25 protein-coding genes are annotated in these 19,275 nt (G+C 62.8%); 12 read left to right on the forward strand and 13 right to left on the reverse strand.

What is annotated here, in order from left to right; translation table 11 throughout:
* Positions 1–26: 26 nt before the first annotated feature.
* Positions 27–986: a barstar family protein gene (locus tag D8W71_RS06300; protein WP_121111931.1), complete on the reverse strand. Its 960-nt coding sequence runs from the start codon at positions 984–986 to the stop codon at positions 27–29.
* A 9-nt stretch (positions 987–995) separates the two neighbouring features.
* Between D8W71_RS06300 and D8W71_RS28160 the strand changes: the two genes are divergently transcribed.
* Entirely contained in the window at positions 996–1,151 is a 156-nt protein-coding gene (locus D8W71_RS28160) for a DUF1905 domain-containing protein (protein ID WP_121111933.1), read from the forward strand.
* Positions 1,152–1,155: 4 nt separating this feature from the next.
* Here the strand turns inward: D8W71_RS28160 and D8W71_RS06310 are convergent, their stop codons facing one another.
* Complete coding sequence (locus D8W71_RS06310; protein ID WP_121118698.1) at positions 1,156–1,710, reverse strand: hypothetical protein; 555 nt, start codon at positions 1,708–1,710, stop codon at positions 1,156–1,158.
* Positions 1,711–1,750: 40 nt separating this feature from the next.
* On the opposite strand from D8W71_RS06310, the gene D8W71_RS06315 reads away from it, so the two are divergent.
* Positions 1,751–3,013, forward strand: coding sequence for a hypothetical protein (locus tag D8W71_RS06315; protein WP_236077739.1), 1,263 nt, complete (start codon positions 1,751–1,753; stop codon positions 3,011–3,013).
* Here D8W71_RS06315 and D8W71_RS06320 read toward each other — a convergent pair.
* The 5 genes from D8W71_RS06320 to D8W71_RS06335 form a co-directional block, all read right to left on the reverse strand.
* Positions 3,010–3,225 carry a PLD nuclease N-terminal domain-containing protein gene (locus D8W71_RS06320; protein ID WP_121111935.1) on the reverse strand — a complete coding sequence of 72 codons (216 nt, stop codon included), beginning with the start codon at positions 3,223–3,225 and terminating at the stop codon, positions 3,010–3,012. The genes D8W71_RS06315 and D8W71_RS06320 overlap by 4 nt on opposite strands.
* Positions 3,226–3,289: 64 nt before the next feature.
* On the reverse strand, positions 3,290–3,430 hold the full coding sequence (locus D8W71_RS27550; protein ID WP_153275317.1) for a hypothetical protein: 141 nt from the start codon (positions 3,428–3,430) through the stop codon (positions 3,290–3,292).
* Positions 3,427–3,735 (reverse strand): hypothetical protein, encoded by a 309-nt coding sequence (locus tag D8W71_RS06325; RefSeq protein WP_121111937.1) that lies wholly within the window; start codon positions 3,733–3,735, stop codon positions 3,427–3,429. The genes D8W71_RS27550 and D8W71_RS06325 overlap by 4 nt, the downstream gene beginning before the upstream one ends.
* A gap of 105 nt (positions 3,736–3,840) precedes the next feature.
* A complete protein-coding gene (locus D8W71_RS06330; protein WP_153275318.1) occupies positions 3,841–4,767 on the reverse strand; it encodes a hypothetical protein in 927 nt (308 codons plus the stop codon).
* Positions 4,764–5,120, reverse strand: a complete 357-nt coding sequence (locus D8W71_RS06335; protein ID WP_236077740.1) for a winged helix-turn-helix transcriptional regulator — start codon at positions 5,118–5,120, stop codon at positions 4,764–4,766. Before D8W71_RS06335 ends, D8W71_RS06330 begins: the two co-directional genes overlap by 4 nt.
* Before the next feature lie 50 nt (positions 5,121–5,170).
* Between D8W71_RS06335 and D8W71_RS06340 the strand changes: the two genes are divergently transcribed.
* Positions 5,171–6,040 carry an NAD(P)-dependent oxidoreductase gene (locus tag D8W71_RS06340; protein WP_121111942.1) on the forward strand — a complete coding sequence of 290 codons (870 nt, stop codon included), beginning with the start codon at positions 5,171–5,173 and terminating at the stop codon, positions 6,038–6,040.
* Between the two features lie 74 nt (positions 6,041–6,114).
* On the opposite strand, the gene D8W71_RS06345 is transcribed toward D8W71_RS06340, so the two are convergent.
* The gene (locus D8W71_RS06345; protein ID WP_121111944.1) at positions 6,115–6,678 is read right to left on the reverse strand and encodes a hypothetical protein; all 564 of its coding nucleotides are present in this window, start codon (positions 6,676–6,678) and stop codon (positions 6,115–6,117) included.
* A 114-nt stretch (positions 6,679–6,792) separates the two neighbouring features.
* Here D8W71_RS06345 and D8W71_RS06350 point away from each other — a divergent pair, with 114 nt between their 5' ends.
* Both D8W71_RS06350 and D8W71_RS06355 read left to right on the forward strand, forming a co-directional pair.
* Complete coding sequence (locus D8W71_RS06350; protein WP_121118704.1) at positions 6,793–7,641, forward strand: helix-turn-helix transcriptional regulator; 849 nt, start codon at positions 6,793–6,795, stop codon at positions 7,639–7,641.
* A 67-nt stretch (positions 7,642–7,708) separates the two neighbouring features.
* The gene (locus tag D8W71_RS06355; protein ID WP_121111946.1) at positions 7,709–8,614 is read left to right on the forward strand and encodes an SDR family oxidoreductase; all 906 of its coding nucleotides are present in this window, start codon (positions 7,709–7,711) and stop codon (positions 8,612–8,614) included.
* Between the two features lie 32 nt (positions 8,615–8,646).
* Here D8W71_RS06355 and D8W71_RS06360 read toward each other — a convergent pair whose 3' ends face one another.
* Positions 8,647–9,012 (reverse strand): hypothetical protein, encoded by a 366-nt coding sequence (locus tag D8W71_RS06360; protein ID WP_121111948.1) that lies wholly within the window; start codon positions 9,010–9,012, stop codon positions 8,647–8,649.
* Between the two features lie 62 nt (positions 9,013–9,074).
* On the reverse strand, positions 9,075–10,520 hold the full coding sequence (locus D8W71_RS06365; protein ID WP_201265280.1) for an MFS transporter: 1,446 nt from the start codon (positions 10,518–10,520) through the stop codon (positions 9,075–9,077).
* A gap of 76 nt (positions 10,521–10,596) precedes the next feature.
* Between D8W71_RS06365 and D8W71_RS06370 the strand changes: the two genes are divergently transcribed.
* The 5 genes from D8W71_RS06370 to D8W71_RS06390 all read left to right on the forward strand — a co-directional run bounded on the left by D8W71_RS06370 (position 10,597) and on the right by D8W71_RS06390 (position 13,778).
* The gene (locus D8W71_RS06370; RefSeq protein ID WP_121111950.1) at positions 10,597–11,055 is read left to right on the forward strand and encodes a winged helix-turn-helix transcriptional regulator; all 459 of its coding nucleotides are present in this window, start codon (positions 10,597–10,599) and stop codon (positions 11,053–11,055) included.
* Between the two features lie 217 nt (positions 11,056–11,272).
* Positions 11,273–12,112: a hypothetical protein gene (locus D8W71_RS06375; RefSeq protein ID WP_121111952.1), complete on the forward strand. Its 840-nt coding sequence runs from the start codon at positions 11,273–11,275 to the stop codon at positions 12,110–12,112.
* A gap of 86 nt (positions 12,113–12,198) precedes the next feature.
* The gene (locus D8W71_RS06380; RefSeq protein ID WP_121111954.1) at positions 12,199–12,735 is read left to right on the forward strand and encodes a hypothetical protein; all 537 of its coding nucleotides are present in this window, start codon (positions 12,199–12,201) and stop codon (positions 12,733–12,735) included.
* Positions 12,736–12,775: 40 nt separating this feature from the next.
* Positions 12,776–13,279: a sugar O-acetyltransferase gene (locus D8W71_RS06385; protein WP_121111956.1), complete on the forward strand. Its 504-nt coding sequence runs from the start codon at positions 12,776–12,778 to the stop codon at positions 13,277–13,279.
* Positions 13,280–13,421: 142 nt separating this feature from the next.
* Positions 13,422–13,778 carry a helix-turn-helix domain-containing protein gene (locus tag D8W71_RS06390; protein WP_121111958.1) on the forward strand — a complete coding sequence of 119 codons (357 nt, stop codon included), beginning with the start codon at positions 13,422–13,424 and terminating at the stop codon, positions 13,776–13,778.
* A gap of 390 nt (positions 13,779–14,168) precedes the next feature.
* Here D8W71_RS06390 and D8W71_RS06395 read toward each other — a convergent pair whose 3' ends face one another.
* On the reverse strand, positions 14,169–16,307 hold the full coding sequence (locus tag D8W71_RS06395; protein ID WP_121111960.1) for a DUF6924 domain-containing protein: 2,139 nt from the start codon (positions 16,305–16,307) through the stop codon (positions 14,169–14,171).
* 123 nt (positions 16,308–16,430) lie between these two features.
* Here D8W71_RS06395 and D8W71_RS06400 point away from each other — a divergent pair, with 123 nt between their 5' ends.
* Positions 16,431–16,895, forward strand: a complete 465-nt coding sequence (locus D8W71_RS06400) for an SRPBCC family protein (protein WP_121111962.1) — start codon at positions 16,431–16,433, stop codon at positions 16,893–16,895.
* An 80-nt stretch (positions 16,896–16,975) separates the two neighbouring features.
* On the opposite strand, the gene D8W71_RS06405 is transcribed toward D8W71_RS06400, so the two are convergent.
* Both D8W71_RS06405 and D8W71_RS06410 read right to left on the reverse strand, forming a co-directional pair.
* The gene (locus D8W71_RS06405) at positions 16,976–17,761 is read right to left on the reverse strand and encodes a lipase (RefSeq protein WP_201265281.1); all 786 of its coding nucleotides are present in this window, start codon (positions 17,759–17,761) and stop codon (positions 16,976–16,978) included.
* A gap of 339 nt (positions 17,762–18,100) precedes the next feature.
* The gene (locus D8W71_RS06410; protein ID WP_121111964.1) at positions 18,101–18,835 is read right to left on the reverse strand and encodes a dienelactone hydrolase family protein; all 735 of its coding nucleotides are present in this window, start codon (positions 18,833–18,835) and stop codon (positions 18,101–18,103) included.
* Here D8W71_RS06410 and D8W71_RS28235 point away from each other — a divergent pair.
* Positions 18,834–19,247: an STAS domain-containing protein gene (locus tag D8W71_RS28235; protein WP_328588817.1), complete on the forward strand. Its 414-nt coding sequence runs from the start codon at positions 18,834–18,836 to the stop codon at positions 19,245–19,247. The genes D8W71_RS06410 and D8W71_RS28235 overlap by 2 nt on opposite strands.
* The last annotated feature ends 28 nt before the right edge of the window (positions 19,248–19,275 follow it).

Raw genomic sequence — 19,275 nt, forward strand, 5'->3', positions numbered from 1 at the left:
GGGCGGGTCTGTGCTAGCTCTACCGGCTACGCAAGCGACGGATACTCAGCGAAAATCTCCACCAGTTCGGCGCCGGTGTAGGACCGCTCGGTCATCTGCTCGAAGTCGAGGTGCCCGGATACGGCATGGAACACCTGATCACCCAGCAGACTTCTGTCGCCGGTGCCCCTCGTTGCAACGCTGACGTCGACGAGATCCTGCCCCGGCTTGCGCGTCCTTCCGGAGCTGGAATGCACGTCGTCGAACTGGCCCGACCGCTCGGAGGTCAACTGGGTTCGCGTCTGGTAGCGGCCGACGGCACCCAGAACTGGATCGACCAGAGCCGCGAGGTGCGCCTCGATCTCGTCAGCCTCGGCGGGCGTCGCGTAGCACTGGAAGACGAACTCGACGACGATCGACTCGTCGAAGGGCTCTGGTGGGTTCGGCGGAAACTCCATCACTCGTGCTGCGTTCACTCCTCGCCCGAGGTCCTCGTCTTTCGTGTCGACCAGGCAGAGCATTGCGTGACCGTAGAGTCCTGCCAGGCGTGCGTGCGAGGCGAAGATGTCCAGGATCGCTGTTGCCGTAGAGCGGTCGAGCTCGATGAGGGCGTCGAAGTTCGCGAAGGCCACTACCGTTCCAGCAGAGGCAGGATCGCTGCCGTAGCTGTAGTCGGCAACGTCGCTGAGAAGATCGTCGAACGCATCGAGATTGCGACCGTAGTAGCTCGGAAATGACAGCGCCGCAGCGATTGCAGTGTGCATATCACCGACGGTGGCCCAATTGCCGGCGTCGACTGCATGGACGAGGTAGCCGAGCTCGGCGAGATGGCCGCACGCGGTATCCAGGCTGAACGTGTCGCGGTATCGATGAACTGCGCTGATCTGCAACAACTGCCAGTCGAAGCCCTGTCGCTGGACATCGAACAGTTCCCGATCGGTGGGGTCGAAAGTGACCGCACGACGCTTGTCGGCGCGGGGCTGATCCTCCCGCGGTGGCATCGGCATGTACCGAGCATGTCATGCGTCGATGACTCGGAGCCACCCGTTTCAGGGGGCCTGGCCTTGGGCGACGATACCCACATGCTGCCCGTGACGGCCGCGGTCCGCCAGGCGATCGGCAAGTCCGATGGCGACCAAGTGACGATCCACCTCACCGAACGATGCAGCTGACTGCTCAGAACCTCTGCACGAATCGATACCAGTCGCCCTCGTACTCCTTGTATCCGAAGTCGCCGTCGAAACGGGGGTCGCCGAGGTAGGGCGCTCCGTTCGGCAGGTAGGCCAAGCCGATGCCGTCGATCAACCCGCCTTCGATGAAGAACACGCAACCGCCGTCCATCTTTCGAACCGACTCGATTCTGTACACGCCGATAGTGCGGTTTTCGGTCGCTTCCTGGCACTCTGCCGCGGCCTCGGTCAACGCACCCTCGCTCAGCGCGAAGGCCACCCGCGATGGCACCGACAGCATCACGAGCCCCAGTGTCGCAACGACAAACACTGGGGCGGCGGCACTCCATCGCCACGCCCGATACTTGAACCATCCGATCAGCGTGGCGACCAACCACACGGCCCCGAGTATCAACAAAGCCCACCCTGCGAGCGCGAAGTACACGAAGTCGACCACCGGTGGCATGAACGACCAGAGGACCACCCCGCAGGCCAGCGCGACGAGCACTGCAGTGATTCCGGTGAGCCAGAGCCACCACTGCGGACGTGCTCTGTCGGTCATCTTCACACTCTTGCACACGCTGTGTGACAAAGTTGTTGATGTGATTGCACGACGCATACTCGCGCACCTGACCGTGCTCCTCGGCGCGTTCGCGGCGGTGTGGGCGATGACAGTGACGACACCCCGCACCTTTGCATACGTTGCAGGTGGTGACCGAATCGACGTATTGCTCGACAGCGCAGCAACCGCCGCTACCATCTCCGCCGTCGTTGCTGCGGTGGTTGCCACCACTTGTACCGGAAAGCGAACGGCATACGTAGCAGCGGGTTTCGGCATCTTCCTGCTTGCGGCCGTGTCGCTTTTCGCGTTCATCGGTCAGCTGCACATTCGGGCGATCGCGGCTGGGTTGATTCTCGGCGGCTGCGCGGCGCTGATCGGTAGTCGCGATCATCGAACGTTGCAGTCCGCGTTGATCGTCGGGGCAATTGCGGGCATTGTGTTGGTGAGACCGATCGAAGCGAGTCGGACGCGCTACCGCGACTACATCACCGACGATATGCCGCAGACCTACCTGCTGATTGCGCTGGTGGTGTTCGCGATCCTGCTCGTCGCGTCGCAAATCGGCAATTCCTCGGACCCCGTCGAAGCCTCGGACAGTGTCGAAGGTAGAAGCCGAGTTCTGTTGGTGGCGATAGCAGTTCCTATCGCCGGGCTGGTTCTGTACTGGATGTTCGAACGTTCGGTGGACTCACTCGGTGCGGGCGGAGCGATGCAGGATCGGTGGCTGACCGGCCTCGTCGTCATTCCACTTCTCGTCGGTGCGGCCTTTGTGCTCCCTGGTCTGACGGGCACCGTCGTGCTTGCTGCACTGGCATTCCTCGCGTCGATGACGGCGGGGTCGCTCGGATTTCCGACGGCGCTGCTGTTCGTCGCGCTGATCGTGGTGGGCGCGTTGGTGGGGTGGCGACGGCCATCGCCGCTGATCGCCCTGGGCGTGTTGGCGGTGGTTGCAGCGACCGGTGTGTTCGCCGAATCCTCGCTCGAAGACGTACAACTCGCGGCCAACACCCTGGTCTTGCCGGTGGCCGTCGGCGTGCTGTACGCCTCGTTGCTGCCGACGAGTGCGCCCGCCGCCGCGATTGCGGTGACTACGCCGATCTGTGTGTCGGTCCCCATCGTCGCGGAGTACGGGTGGACCGCATACACCCCGCTGACCTCTATCGAACCCACCTTCAGCCCGAGCACGTGGGTGTGGACGTCCACCGCCGTCGGAGTCGGTTCGGTTCTCGCGGCCGGTGCCGCGCTGATGGTCCTCAGAGCTCGCAGAAGCGGATCTGACTCTTCGTCCTCAGCAAGAACTTAACTCTGGGCCCGAGGGCGAGCCCAGAACCAGAGAAGTGCGCCGAGAACGGGCATTGCCAGAACGAACACGCACCACCAGAACTTCGCGCCGCTGCGCGGGTGGTCGGTACGCAGGATCGACACCCACGCGATGACCACGAGGAGCGCCCACATCGCCGCAATGGCCATCCAGGCGAGGTCGAAGCCCAGTGGCAAGGTTGGGTTGGAGTCCATGGGCAGCCATTGTTCGTCGTGGACCTCGACGCTCTGACACCGACCCCGGACTGCTGTTGTCTCGCTACTCGAACACGAGCGTGGAAAGGGCGATCACGACGGCAACGAAAACGGCAAGCGTCACCCAGCCCTCCCACGTCCGTGGGCTGTATCCCCAGCCGATTCGCTTGGGGCCGAACCATCGGCGGGGCGGGTTCAGTTTCATACTTGTCCTTCCTGGTGGATGTCGAACGGCATGTGATTGGCCCAGCCGTTGCGGGCGACCAGGCGCACATGCTGGCCGTCGTGAACATCGAACGTTCTATGTGTGGCACCGAGCTCGGCCCGGGTGCCTCGATAGCGGATGAACACCCGGACATCGACCCGTCCCGGATCGACCTCGTGCGTAGCAGGAATTGTCCACGATTGGATGTGTTCGGTGCCGTCCAGGGAGACGACAGGCCTCGCGAAGATCCTGAGGAAAGCGCGGTTGACCCAATGTGCGTCAAACCGAACGTCGATCTTTGTCATTCCCACCCCCTGGTCCGTTACCCAGACTAACGGTCGGGAAGGTGGCGAGCAACAGTTCAGGGGTCGGGTCGACTCGATGGAGAACCTGTCTGCGGTTACGGGCTGTCAATCGGATTCCGTGATCGCGGTGATCACATCATCGGGAGCAGCGAGCGGGAGGTAACCGTCGGCGAGCATTCGTCGGCACCCGTCGAGTTCGACCTGAAGTTCGACGGGCGCCCAATTGCTCGATGCTGCACCGAACGTGGACGTCGTTGCGATAGTCGATGCTCGTTCGGTACACGGCTCGGCCGGACGGGCGTCGGCCAGCTCGATCGGGGTATCGCGGGTGTCCGCGCCAAGGAAGACCGGGGCAGGGCCTGAGACGTCGAAGCGACAGAAACCGGATGAACTGATACGAAAGTCGTTCGCGGAGAAAGTCCCCGGTGTTGCAGGCGTCAGGATGGGGGAACAGGAGAAGAACAGTCCGATGCCGGCAGTGTCGATACGCACGTCATGCTCGGTCGAACCGATCTCGTCGAGCAACTCGACCTCGTACAGGCCGGCTGTCTTCTCGAATCCGCAGTCGCTCAGTGGATGTGATGGCTCCATCGCGTTTCCCTGTGCGTCGACGAGCCACATGTCGACCTGCGCGGGGAGGCTGTAGTCGCCGCACGCAGCCGTGAACAACGACCGACGCTCGGAAGGAGCATTCAATTCCTCTATGGCCGAGGTGAAGTCGCCTGCGTATCTGCGCTCGACGTAGCCGGTGGTTCCATCGGCGGAGACGTGGTCATTCAGGCCGTTATCGCACACCACAGCTTCCACCGGTGTGAACGTGTCGGGAACGGTGCCCCGCGGAGGCCGCGGCGCCGGCGTCGGTACCGGCTCGATCAGAAAGCCTTCGACCTCTTGCGGTGGTGCGCACGAAAACACCTCGACCGGGCCGATACCCGCGACCGTCCGCTCATCGGGCTCGGTAGCCACCCCGTACAGGACCAGCAGCCCGAGAATGGCGACGAACAGCGTCAGGCCCGTGCGTCGTCCGATCACGAACCGGTGGCCTTCGCTGCGGCTCGTTCGCCCCACAGGGCAATGGGGTCGAGCAGAGTGTTCAGCTCGGCGCCGTCGTCGCTGAGTCGGTAGTCGACCCGCAGCGGAAATCCCTCGCCTGCAGTCCGAACGACAAGTCCGTCACGGACAAGCTCCCGAAGTTGGTCGGTGAGCACCTTCTCCGAAATCCCGTCGATCGCCCGTCGCAGTTGAGCGAACCGCTGGTCGCCCTCGGCCAGTCGCCACAGGATCGTGGGTTTCCACTTGGACCCGACCAGGTCGAAGACGACATTGACCCCGCACTGTTGCCGGTCTTGCATAGCGGCCTCGCTCACCGACGGATTGATACGCACCTTTTTGTGCGTACTCGACTCGCCCCATGCTGCCATTGATCATTGAGGGCATGACAGACACAACGATCGCCGTCCTCGGTCTGGGCGCAATGGGCACGGCAATCGCCCGCGCCGCGTCCAGACCAGGACACCGAGTTCTCGCATGGAATCGCAGTCCGAAGTCGGCTGACGACTTCACCGGAATCGGGCTGGCGTCGTCACCGGGCGACTGCATCGTGGGTGCCGATCTGGTTGTGATCTGCGTGCGCGATCACCAAGCCAGCCGGACGGTACTGGACAGCATTGCCGAGGCTGGTACCGACAGCGTTGTCGTCAATGTGTCGACGGGTACCCCCGGTGAGGCGGTCGCGTCGGCCGCGCACGCACGCGACCTCGGACTCCGCTACGTCACCGGTGCCGTGATGGTGCCGACCCCCATGGTCGGCACCGAGGACTCTTTCGTGATCTACGCAGGCGCCGAGTCCGACCTCTCCGAGATCACCGCGCTGTTCGACGCCTTGCGCGGAACGAGTGACGTCGTCGGCGAAGATCACGGCGTCCCTCCGGCTTTGGATCTGGCGATGCTCGACATCTATTTCGCCGGAATGTACGCACACCTGCATGCGACGGCTCTCGCCGCCGCCCACGGCGTCGAACCGTCGCGCTTTCTGCCGTATGCGCGAGGGATCGTCGACACGCTCGGTGCCTCGCTCGCTGGATTGACGTCCTCGATCGAACAACGGCGATACGACGGCGGCGAGGCACGCTTGGACATGTGCTTGTCGTTTCTCGAACACATCACCGCGACGAGCCGGGCGTCGGGAATCGATCCGGGTCTCGCCGAGCACGTACGGGCGGCGTCGGCGAGGGCGCTCGAACATTGGCCAGGAAGCACCGACTGGGATGTCGTCGGAGAGGACTTTTCCTCTCGAACTCAGTGACCGGACTGTCGGCTAAGACGAAGGACGTGCGGACGCATGTGAACGGAAATACCCAGAGCGCTATGTATTTTCGTTCACGGGTAGTGTCCGACGAACTCGTACCAGTCGCCATCCCGGTGCGTGAATTCGAAATCCGTGCTGATCAACGTGTCGACGACATCGGGCGGGCCGTCGGGGAGGTGGGCCAAGCCGGTGCCGCCGTCGGAACCGCCGCCTCGGACGAAGAAGAAACACCCTGTGTCGACTTTCCTGGTGGTCCACACGTTGTACGCGCCGATCTGCTCGTGCTCGGGTACGATTGGGCAGGTTTCGGCGGCCCTGTTCAGCGCCCCCTTGGACATCGCGAATGCGACCGTCGACGGGATGGACAGTGCCACCGACACCGCGGTGACGACGACGAGAACCGGTGTGATCGCCGTCCACGCAAGCCCTCGGTACTTGACCAACCCGACTACTGCGAGGACCAGCCAGACGAGGCTGAGGGACGACAACATCATCGCGAACAGAAAGAAGTACGACTCCCACTTCACCGGCGGAATGTACGACCACAGAATTCCAGCGCAGACCGAAGCAACGAGTATCGCGACGATCGAGGTCAGAACGATCCACCACACCGCGGGCCGGGGCTTCTCGGACACCTGAGCCAATGTGCCACATCTATCGACCTGTGTCAGCGCGTCGAAGAATGCGAAACCGAAGCCATGGATCGGCGAGGCCTGGCTCCGTACCGGCGTTGGCTGTATGAACGACAGATGATCGATCGCGACGAGCTGGCCGCATTCCTGCGAGGCCGACGGGAATCCCTGCAACCCGAGGACGTGGGTTTACAGCGCGGTCGGCGTCGCAGGACTGCGGGGTTGCGGCGTGAAGAAGTCGCCGAGCTCAGCCATATGTCCGTCGACTACTACGCCCGACTGGAACGCGGCACTGGGCCCCGTCCGTCCGTCGAGATGATCGCCTCCATAGCCCAGGGCTTGCACCTCTCATTGGCCGAACGCGATCACGTCTTCCGGCTGGCCGGTCATGCGCCGCCGACGCGTGGCATGACGAGCGAGCACGTGAGTCCGGGACTTCTGCGCATCATGGACAGGTTGCACGACACCCCGGCTGAGGTGATCACCGAACTCGGCGAGACGCTGCGCCAAACTCCGTTGGGTGCGGCGCTGACCGGTGATGCGTCCCTGCGCACAGGTCGCTCGCGCAGCCTCGGATTTCGATGGTTCACCGATCCGAACGCCAGAATGTTGTACCCACTAGAAGAGCGCGGCTACCTGTCGCGGGTATTTGTCGCCGGTATCCGCGAGGTCGTTGCGTTGCGTGGAACAGATTCTGCTGCAGCAAAGTTGGTTGAATCACTCCAGGCCGAGAGCGAAGAGTTTCGCGAGCTGTGGGCGGCGCGCGAGGTCGGTCTGCGTCCACCCGAAGTGAAGCGATTCGATCATCCGTCGGTCGGCAGGCTCGAGCTGACGTGTCAGACGCTCCTGGATCCGGATCAGTCCCATCGACTCCTGGTGTACACCGCGATGCCGGGCAGTGAGAGTTACGACAAGCTGCAACTGCTGGGGGTTCTGGGCACCCAGCCCGAAGCGGTGGATCGATAGGTCCTGGTTCGGCTGCACGAACGCACCCAGAATTGGCTCAGCACATCAACTCGACAGGAGCCGTCCCATGGCACGAAAAATCGACATCGCAGATCTGACCGGCAAGCTCGCTGTGGTCACTGGCGCAAGCGACGGGATCGGGCGCGTCATCGCGGCGCGTCTTGCCGGTGCCGGGGCCGAAGTGATTATGCCCGTGCGTAACTCGTCGAAAGGAGAGCGTGCGGCCGAGCAGATTCGCAATTCTGTTTCCGGCGCGACGGTGTCGACGAGGGTTCTCGATCTTTCGTCCCTCGAATCCGTTGCAGCACTGTCGGACCAGATGAACTCCGAAGGTCGACCGATTCACATTCTCGTCAACAACGCCGGTGTCATGCAGCCGCCGCATCGCCAGGTGACCGACGACGGCGTCGAATTGCAGTTCGGCACCAACCATCTCGGTCACTTCGCACTCACACTCGGTCTGTTGCCTCTGCTGCGCAAGGGGAGCGCCAGGGTCACCCACCAAACGTCCATCGCTGCGCTGACAGGCGGGATCAATTGGGACGACATCAACTGGGAGCGTTCGTACAACGTGGGTAAGGCATACAGTCAGTCGAAGATCGCCGTCGCCTTGTTCGCTCGCGAACTCGATGCCAGGAGTGCGCAAGAGGGCTGGGGTATAACCAGCAACATCGCGCATCCCGGGGTGTCTCCGACGAATCTGCTTGCGGCTCAACCGGGTCTTGGGCGTTCGAAAGACACCGTCGGTCGCAGAGTCGTCGTTGCGCTCTCGCGTGTCGGAATCACGGGCAGCGTGGAGAGCGCGGCGCTGCCGGCGGTGCTGGCTGCAGCGGGCGCGCGGTCGGGCGGCGACGAGTTCTACGGTCCGACCCGTGTGATCGGCGGCCCGCCAGCGAAACGGTCGCTGTGGAAGTCGATGAAGAGCATGGACGACGCCCGGCGGCTGTGGGAGCTGTCCGAAGCCCGGTTGTGAGGCGCCCATCCGGCAGCAGCCTGACCTGACCGTCAGATCGTTCGCAGAGAAACTGCTTGGCTGACTGCGAACGCGGCAACCTCCACGGCAACGGCCGCGACGAGAATGGTGACAGCGACGTTTGGAGCCGCCAAGGCGAGAAGACCGATTCCGAGCGCCGCAAGAAAGTTGGCAGACATGACGACGATCAGTGTGGGACGCAGTCCGATTCGTGGCGGCGCGATCCGCAGTGCCGCAGCCCACGCCGCGACGACCAGCGCGATGGCGAACATTGCCCAGGTGCTCACCCCAACCATGTCGGCGAGCCAAGGCGACAACGTCGCTACGAGGATCGCTGCCGCTGCGCAGTAGGCAGCGTCCAGTCGCAGTGATAGCGAACCGATTTTTCGACCGTTCATGTGACCCCCTTGCCGATGTGGACGATCGTAGGCCAACTGCGAGCGCTGTAATACCTGCGGAGCTACGTGACCTTCTGAGATGGGAGCCGTCGTCGACGAACCAGCGTCAGTGCTCCAAGGACGAGGGCGAGGGCGGCAGCGGCGGCAGGAACCATCAGCGCCCGCCGGTAGTCCTCGAGTGCGGGAGTACCGAGGTCGCCGACGAGGACCACGGTGGCAATCGATACTCCGAGAGCAGCTCCGAACTGGAAACCGGTGTAGACGATTCCGCCTGCAACACCGTGCTTGTCTTCCTCCACGCCCTCGACCGCCGCCGCCGTCAAGGGACCGTAGATGAACGCGAACGCAACGCCCAGCAGCAGCAGGGACGGTAGTAGGTCGAGGAACCCTGACTGCTGGTCCAGTCGAAGAGTAAGCGCGAAACCGATTGCCACTGCGACGAGGCCCGCGACCATCACCGCGGTATTTCCGAACCGTTCGGCGAGCTTCGGTGTCAGGGTCGGCGCGATGATCAACTCGACGCCCATCGCTGCGAACGCCAGGCCGGTCTGGAGTGGGCTCCAGCCGAGCAGTTCCTGCAGGTACAGGGTGAGTACGAACTGCCAGGCGAAGAATGCGCCGATGAACAGCAGTCCGACGGCACTGACCCAGGGGAGGAGCCCTCGCGTCAATACTCCGGTGGGGATCAACGGATCAACGACGCGTCGTTCGACAGCAACGAGTGCAGCCGTCAGAACCGCGGCGAGCCCGAATGCGGCCAAGCCCGACACGTCGCCGACGTCGGCACCGACAGTGACGAATCCGTAGACCAGACTGACCATCAGTGCGGTGAGGATGACGCCCCCGATCAGGTCGAGGGGGCGTTTTCTGTCCGCAGCTCTATTGTCGCGAGGGATGAATACCCATCCGGCAGTGAAGAACCCAGCACCGAGCGCCGCTGGCGCGAAGAACACCAGTCGCCAATCCAGCGAAGTGAGCAGTCCGCCCGCGACGACTCCGAGGAGAAAGCCGGAGGCGCCGATCGCCCCATAGATCGCGAGTGCCTTGTTGCGAAGTGCGCCCTCTTCGAACGTGGTGGTCAGCAGGCTGAAACCAGCGGGCGTCATGAACCCGGCAGTCGCGCCGGTGACGAACCGAACCGCGATCAACATCCACGATTCCTGCGCGATTCCCCCGAGCAACGAGAATGCGGCGAAGATTGCAAGGGCGACAAGGAAGACCGTGCGACGACCGAGAACGTCGGCAACACTGCCGCCGAGGATCATGAAGCCTGCATAGGCGAGGACGTACGCGCTGATCACCCAGTGGGCGGAGCCCGGTGCGAGACCGATGTCCGCGGCGATGCTGGGAACCGCGACGTTCAGCATGGCGATATCGATGCCTTCGAGAAACAGGGCACCGGTGACCACCGCAAGGACTGCCCATGCGCGTCGTGGTGGTGCGGATTGTTCGGTTCTTGCCCCAGATTCGTTTGTCGTACCGGATTCGGTCGTTGCACGTTCGGCCACGATGCGTTCCCCTCGGTGACTGAGCAGATGTTGGTTACTTCTTGTAACCGACTTCAGGGTGGGTCATCATGGATCGATGGCACAAGAAGGCACTTTGCAGTCAGCCAGTTACCCCAAGGGAAGTGACCAGGTCGGCGACGAATGCTGCCGAAACGGCCGAGACGCATATCAATGGGACACCCGCGAGGACTGTGAGGTTCGCCAGATACTCGACCGCGTCGCCGACAAGTGGTCCCTGCTCGTCATCGCCCTGTTGAAGGAACAGACGTTTCGTTTCGGTGAGCTGAGACGTGAAATCGACGGCATCAGCACAAGGATGCTGACCGTGACGCTCCGCAACCTCGAGCGCGACGGTCTCGTCGAGCGCCGCATGTACCCGGAGATACCACCGAGGGTGGAGTACCGACTGTCCGAACTCGGCCGCACGTTGTTGGGGACGATCCAGGCTCTCGTCCAGTGGACCGAGCAGCATCAGCCCCAGATCGTGAGTGCACGTCGAGCGTTCGACGCTGAGGCAACCCGAACTCAGCCGTGACTTCTCGTCAGGTGCCGGATCCCTACGTTTGGCTCTTTAAGCAAGCTCGTCGAGGTCCTCGACGAACTCTGACATCGACTCGGGCGCAGCTCGTTCCAGGGGGCCGGCGAAATCCTCGACATCGGTATCCGCTCACCGTCACAGCACAACGTGCCCACCACCGTCGAACAGCAAGGATCGACCGGTCGATCGAGACTCATCGTCCTATGCTGGGCATATGAGGGCGCCGTCGTGGGTAGAGCTTGCCGGCCGTAATGCGGCCGCAGAATCGGTGTACGTGACCGGGACACTGATCGTCAGTGAAAAGACCTCCGACAGAATCTATTTCGATTTCCATCACGCCCCAGGTGGGAAATGGCGCGTCGAGCATGACGGCCAGCCGGTCTACCTCGCAGTCGGTCGAACCTCGGTCGTCGTCCGCGTCGGTGACCATATGCAACAGCTCGACGGCGACTTCCAACTGCCGATTCTGAACGCCGAATTCAATCCGCGCGATCTACTGGGCCCCGAGTCCCTGCTGCGCCGCATGAGCGCCGAGATGACCGCGGACGAAGTAGCGAGGCCCATGGAGATGGGCGGACGCGCCTCATGGTCGATCCGTCTTCACACGCCCAAGGGGGAGGCGATCGTCATGGCTTTCGACGATGCCACCGGCGTGCTGGTCAAGGTGGAAGACGCAGGCGGACGTGTTCTCCTTCAGGTCGAAAATCTTACCGAGCCGAAAGGCCTGCCTGACTCACTGTTCCTGTGGGAAGGGCCAATTCGCAAAGCCCCTTCGCCTCGTGATCGGCGCCGCCGAAGCGCCGAGGACGAGGATGAACGGATTGCGTTCATGAGGGCAGTGGTCGCTGCGCAATCCCGACCTCAGGAGGTCTTGGCCGCTATCACTGCTGCCGACAGTGAGAACGCTGCCCGATCGGCACTGATTCAGCTCCTAGACGTGGACGAGTTCGGTGCCGACGCGATCATGACAACCCCGGTTGGCCAGTTTCGAGGCGACCACGCGGCCGCCAACCGTCGCACGCTCGAAGTTTTGGAGGACCGGTACCGGCGCTGACCCAAAGAAGACGTCGGTCTGTATCGAACAACGCTTGCCGCCACCGCATCGCCGGTTCTTGGAGAAGTTAGGGGGAGAATGCTGGGATGGCACCGACACGGCACAACCCCAACGGCCTCGCGGACGGAATGATTGTTCGGAAGGTTCCGTCGCCGAACAAGGTGTTCCGAGTACGCGGTAATCCCGACGCAGGCGGCGCGACTTTCGTGGCATTGACCAAGGGCGAACGGACTGTCCTCAACGGAAACGCCCGCAACTACCGCCCCGAAACCGACGCCGAGGCGTACGAACGCATCGACGCTCCTAATGGTCCCGTCTCGCCCCAAGCCTCGGACCGCCCCGATGACGCTCCACGCTTCGAGGACGAGTCGGGTGACATCGAGAACTCCGAACCGTCCGTCGATAGTGAGGCATCGGACCAACAACCGGAACCGGAATTGTCGAGGCGGCGACGGTCCCTACACGCCGTCGAGTCCTATCCCGAACCCGATATCGTCGAACTGTGCGATCGAATGCGGGACGCAGTGGCGCTGATCGACGACGACACCTGCAGTCCAGCCGACGCGGCGGCGATCGTCAGGGCCGCAGCAGAATTGAACTGGGCGGTGTCCACCGGCCAGTGACCACCGACGCCTATCGAAGAAACGGACGGCAGCAGGAAGAATGAGCCATATCGAGCGGGTGCGGCGGGCAATCCGGTTGACCGAGGACCTGAATGCTCTGCGGTATGCCGACCAAGACGCGATCCGGGCTGCATGGAACGAGCTCACCGAGCAGACCGTCGACGAATCGTTCCACCTGATTCCGCCGGTCTACTCGGTCCACGGAATCAACATTCGGGTCGGGCGGAATGTCTTCGTGAATCAAAACTGCCGCTTCGACGACATCGTCGGGATCGACATCGGCGACGACGTCATGATCGGGCCTGGCGTCAGCCTGATCACCGGTGGTCATCCCGTCGACCCCGCAGATCGGAGGAACGGCATCACTTCGGCGCCCATCGTGATCGGCCGCAACGTATGGATCGGAGCGTCGGCGATGATCCTGCAAGGCGTCACGGTGGGCGATGACTCAGTTGTCGCTGCCGGTGCCGTCGTCACCAAAGATGTTCCTCCACGAACATTGGTCGCGGGCGTACCGGCGACCGTGGTGAAGAAACTGGACTGACGGTGCACGTCGCGGGCCGGCGCTGCAGTGGCCTGGCGTACCCGTGTGTTCACGTAAATCTCACCCAGCCACGATAGACACTGTTGCATACCGGCCGGTAGTATCCCTGTCACGGACTCGGTTGGTTTGCCGAGCTTTGCACATGAAGGACGAAGTGGAACCACATAGCAGCGACGTCGGCGGCACTCCCGCGGGCGACAAGTTCGACGACGACCATTACCCCGCCTACAACATCGGCACTGCGGCACAGATGCTAGGTGCGACGCCCGGCTTCCTTCGAAGCCTCGACGAGGCAAATTTGCTCACTCCGCACCGATCCGACGGTGGCCACCGCCGTTACTCGAGGTACCAGTTGCGCATTGCGACCCGAGTTCGTGACCTTCTCGATCAAGGCACCGCCCTCGACGCCGCGTGCCGGATCATCGCCTTGGAGGACCAGCTGGCGGACGCTCGAAGCGACAACTCCGACCTGCGAAGAATCATCGACGGATCCTCCTAGCTCGTCAGGTCTCGGATCCCAGGCGTTAGGCAGCACGAGACGTCCCCGAACAGACGAGGGCCCCGGCACTCGAAAGTACCGGGGCCCGAGGGGAATTACTTACCATCAATTTCCACTTGCCTGATGACACTGCGGTGTTCGCCCATATAAAGCTCGTACTGCGGGCGAACTGACGATTTGCAACTCCTCCCTTCTTCCAATTTCTGGTTACACCTGCTTCGACGGCGTCCATCTCTTCTGCCGTTGTCCTGCTCGCGGGTAGTTCGTCCTCTCCCGCGCCTTTCGATCTCTCTTTGCGTACGAGAACTAAGGTAGCTGCCGTACGAGAAAATGTCTACCCCCGCTGCAGTAGATTTTTGGGGTCAGTGGCAGGAGTCAGTTGGACCGCGACTAGCTCTCCCCCGGACCGACGATCCGCATTCCTTCACGCGGTACCTCGAGCACGATGAACTCGTCGTCGACGTCGGTGACGATGGCAACGAAGAACACCAGCTCGTCGTCGATCTTGACGTGAGCTCCGATGTTGAAACCTTCGAGGCGCGGGATTCGCGCGAGGACCGGCTCGCCGCCGATGATCGTCGCGTCCGGGTGAAGACGTGCAGCTTCGGCGACTATGGCTCGCTGCACGATGTCGCGGGCGATGAGGTCGTCATCATCCGTCAACGACGCAAGCGAGACATGCTCCCGGTTCACGAACGGCACCTCGACCGTCTTCGTGCGCGGCTCTTCGCCGGCGGGAGGGGTGTAAGGCTGATAGGTGACGCGATATGCGGCGATCGGTCGATGGGAATCGCTGTCCAGAAGGAAGATCCAGTTCTCCTGGTGCCCCGGCACGCTACCGCGTAGGGCGGTACCACCGCGTGAGGTTGCGGCGAGGAAGTCGTCGTATCCGAGAAACCTAGACCCGGGGAACTTGGACCCGTTCACACCGAGAGTCTCCGCGTGCACCTCGGACAGGTCGGCAGCGAACAACTGCACCGGGTACGGATACTTCCGGCCGTCGAACTCTGCGTGCAGTGCACGCAGGGCGTCGGTGGTGAGGTCGCCTTCGATCCACTGAGCGATCTCTCGGGTGGTCACCTCCTCGACGGGTCGAGCGGGCTCGGGGAATCCGCGGAAGACTCCATCCTCGTCGGCGCTGTCCGCGAAATCCTCGAAGTCCATGTTCGCGATCGACCAGTTGTTCGCTGCCCCGGCTATTTCGGAAGGAACGATACGAAAGAACCTGCCCCGCGGTCGATCCGGGTCGTCCGGGCCTGTGTAGACGGCGGCGATAGGTGACTCAGGATTCCGTACTGTCTCGGCGTCGACGAGAAACACGTAGTAGGGCGGTGGTTCGCCGATGATGCCGAGCAGTCCCGCGACGGTCAGGCCGTCGTACTCGCGGTTGTCGATGCATGTCAGGTAGGCCGGGAATTCCGCGTCCTCGGCCATCGCGGCGACGGCGATGTCGCGCCACGCTGTGTCTTCGGTGAAATCGGTTCGGATGAACAGTGATTCGTGGTCGAGGTAATCTGCGAGTATCCGTCCGGTTCCCAGGGCCTCGCGTACTTCCGCTTCGCGGCGATCGGACTCCTCGGTCTCGATTTCGGCGGTGATATCCGCCGGGTCCCGGTCTGGCGGGTCGACAGGAATGATCGACTCGACGATGCGCACGCAATCGGCCTGGTCGATCTCCTGATAGCTGCGGATCTCGTAGGTCCAGTCACCGACCTCCTGCCGATACCGTTCCGGTGTGCCGTCGTTCGGGAACTCGAGGGTCGGCTCACCGATCGCGTTCAGCCAACGGCGCAACGTGAAATGGGGTGTCTGCCCATGAATCGACAGGCTCAGTTCACTCGTACGAGGGTCACCGGACATAGGCGACGCGACGATCTCCGTCGGCAGCCACGTCGGCACCGCCTGAGGAATCGCGGCCAGAGCGCGTTGTTTTTCCTCGTGCTCGCGGTAGTGCTTCGCCATCTCATCTGCTTCGGGACGTGACGGGCCTGTCCAGGTGAACAAGTCGTCCGCGAAAACTTCGTCGAGAACCGGGTTTTCGAGCTCCATCCAGTCGTCGCCGTGTTGCCAGCGCAACGCAACCCCGAGTTCGGCGTCGAACACGTAGGCGATCGCCTCACCCGAATGCTGGTCTCGCCCTGTCACCTCCCAACCCGTTCGGCCACGGACCGTGACCTGGCCGGTGACGACGGGATCGACGAATCGCTGCTGGTCGAGGCCGTGGCCTGTCGGCGGAGGAAACGCGTGGTAGGCACGCAGTAGTAGGGAAGGTGTGCTGCCCATGACGGCGTACATGGTGTGCGGAGACTTGACGGCGTGAATCATCACCCCGTCCTCGGCGCGTGACCAGCGGTTCTCCGGGTTTTCGATGAATGTGGGCTCGCCGGAATCGTTTTCGTAGCGCCACGTGTCGGTGGGTGTGTGAAAGACCGCCTGGCGTGATCCGTTCGAATAATGGACTACGCCGCTGACCGCGCGGCCCATGGTGCTGTAGTTGGTGCCGCGAATTTGTTCCCACATCGGAGCCATGCCCCAGAACCTACCCGACGGTTTGTCCGGGAAGAAGGTCGCGAGATGGCGGCAGGATGGATAGGAAACGGCCTGTGTCCAGGCAACCTTGCCGGAGCCATGATGTCCAGGCAGGGTGGAGGGATGAGCGACACAACGAAGGTCACTGTCGAACGAGTCATCGAAGCACCTGTGGATGCTGTGTTCAACGTCCTGTCCAACCCGGAGCAGCACCAGAAGCTCGATGGGTCCGGATTCATCCGCGGTGTCGACCACGCAGATCGAATTCAGAAGGTGGGCGAGGTCTTCACCATGAACATGGAAGGCGATCACGTCGGCGGCGAGTACAAGACCGACAACCACGTGACCGGCTACGCGAAGGACAAGCTGCTGGCATGGACGACAGCGCCCGCGGGCACCGAGCCTCCCGGGTGGGAGTGGCTGTGGGAGTTGGAGTCCCAGGGCCCGAACGAGACGCTGGTCCGCCACACGTACGACTGGTCGAAGGTCACCGACAAGAAGCTGCTCGAACAGCTCAAGTTCCCGCTGGTCACGAAGGATCAGCTCGAGCACACACTCGGTCGCCTGGCTGCTGAAGCCACGACCTGATCAACAGCTGAAAATCTGGGGTGGGCGCACCGTTCGACGGTGCGCCCACCCTTTTTGGTTAGCGTCAGCCCATGGAACCTCTACTGCGCGTACGACGCCAACTCCGGCTCGGCCGTGACCGACCGCTCGCGGAATTGACGGGGTACGTCGAAGAAGTAGTCGAAACCGGAGAGTGCGGAACCAGCGTCGTAACCGGAGTCGGGCATGCTCGTCGTGAAGCACAGGTCGTCGGAGATACGAGATCGCACGGCCGGACCGTCGTGGTCCAGAGCGTCGAGGACGATGTTGTACGCGACATTGTCGCCGAGAATAGTGAAGTGCTCCACCGGGCGCAGGGGGCACACATCCTGCACAGCGATGTTCGTCGCGCCGGACAACGTGCTTGCGCGCGGCTGCGGATAGATGAGTTCGTCGAACTTGGTGTAGATCGAGGTGTAGTCGGGCCCCTCGGGTAGAGGTTTCGAGTTCAGAGCCGTCAGGTAGTTGGACCCGGTTGCGATCTGCCAGTTGGCAGGTGGGCACTTTCCCGATCGGTCGCACCCGTTGCGCGCGGAATCCGTGCCGTTGTACGGGGTTGCCAGCGAGATGAAGTCCGACACCAGCGGCGCCAGATCGGGCCAGAACTTCAGCGCCCAGAGCTCGTTCAGTGGTCCGTGCTGATGGCCCATCACGACGATTGTGCGTCCGCTCTCGGCGGCCATGGTTCGAACCGCGTGGACGACGTATTCGGCGGTGACCTGCAGGTCGGTGTAGCCGGCGTCGGGGAAGGACAAGCTGCACACGGGAATTCCGAGCGCGGGGAATGACTCGAGATAGTTCCATCCGAACGATTGCTGGTCGGTCGCGAACGCAGGCGTGAGCAACACCGGATCTCTCGTGTCACGCCGTCGAGATCGGTGGTGCAGGTCAGGGCCGACTCCAGCAGGTCGGGATCGACGGTGAGTGGCGGGCCTGAATCGGCGGGCAGTAAATCGGCCGGGAGTGAATCGGCCGGGTCTGGAACCGCCGGGACCTCTGCGTAGGCCGTGCCAGGGGCGAGTAGTGCCAGGACCGCAGCCACCGTCAGTGCACGCATACGGACCGTCATGGAACCTTTCCCAAGCTCATGATCCCAGTCTGGGACTCATCGCCCGCCCGCCGTCTCGTTCGCCCCCGATGTTGGGGACATGGACAGCGGGCGCCGCGATGTCTTGGGCACTGTCCAGTTAAGTGACTTTCAGGGCACCTCCCAGAAGAGGGAGTAGGCGATCCCAGTGGCGCTGCATTCCCGCGGGATCGAAGGCGTCGGTGTCGCGCATGGTGAACCCGTGCACTGTGCCGGGATAGATCTCGGAGGTGTAGTTCGCCCCCGAGGCGTCGAGAGTTCGGTTCAATTCGGCCAGCGCCTCGGTCGTCAGATCGCTTTCTGCGTGACCGAAGTGGATGTCAGCGGCAATCTTCGCCAACTCCTCGGTTCCGTCTGCACCGACGGGACCATGGAACGCGGCGACCGCGGCGACCTGGCTGGGATGTGCGTAGGCCGTACGCGTCGCGAGCAGGCCGCCGATGCAGTAACCCGTGGCGCCGACCGCTCCGGCGGCGACCTCGGGCTGTGCAGCGAGAAACTCCAGGTATGCATCGGCGTCGCTGCGGAATCGTTCGGCCGTGAGTTCGTGAATCCAAGGCATCAGCTGGTCGACGAGCGCGGAACGACTCTCCCCGCCGATGTGGTCGGGTAGTTCGAGCAGCGGCGCGGGCCCGTGCCGGTAGAAGATGTTGGGAACGAGCACGCAATAGCCGTGGTCGGCGAGTGTGTGGGCCATGTCCCGTAGGACGGGCCGGATACCGAAAGCGTCGGGGTACATCAGAATCCCCGGGTGCGGTCCGGGGCTGTCGGGCAACGCAAGATAAGCGTCGGCGTCGCCATTCGAAGTATGGATGTGGACGGTCCTGCTTGGCATGATTTCTCCTGTTTGTGGTCGAGGGGTACACGAGAGTCGACACGACGAGGAGGAGCCCGAGAATGAAATACGACATTTTGTGGTGGGCCGTCGATGGCCCACGAGGCGCTCAGGACGGCGCCGGGTAACCGATCCGTGTGTGGCGCAATGCCGACCCGGTGATCATGGGCGAAGCCTAGCCGACGGCCCGCTGGTGGGATTGATCGTCGACCTCACTGACGTTTCCTTCCTGGCGTCGGTGGGCATGTCTGTGTTGATCGAAGCGAGCCGTCGCGTCGCCGATGTCTCGCAGTTCGCGGTCGTTGCCGATGGACCAGCCACCGGCCGACCATTGACGATGATGGGCCTGGGTGAGACGTTTGCCATTTACACCGACCTCGACGCCGCAGCGGCAGCTCTATCGGGTGAATGACCCACGAGGGCTTCGTCGACACGAGTGT

The organism is Rhodococcus sp. P1Y (assembly GCF_003641205.1).
Taxonomy (GTDB): Bacteria; Actinomycetota; Actinomycetes; order Mycobacteriales; family Mycobacteriaceae; genus Rhodococcoides.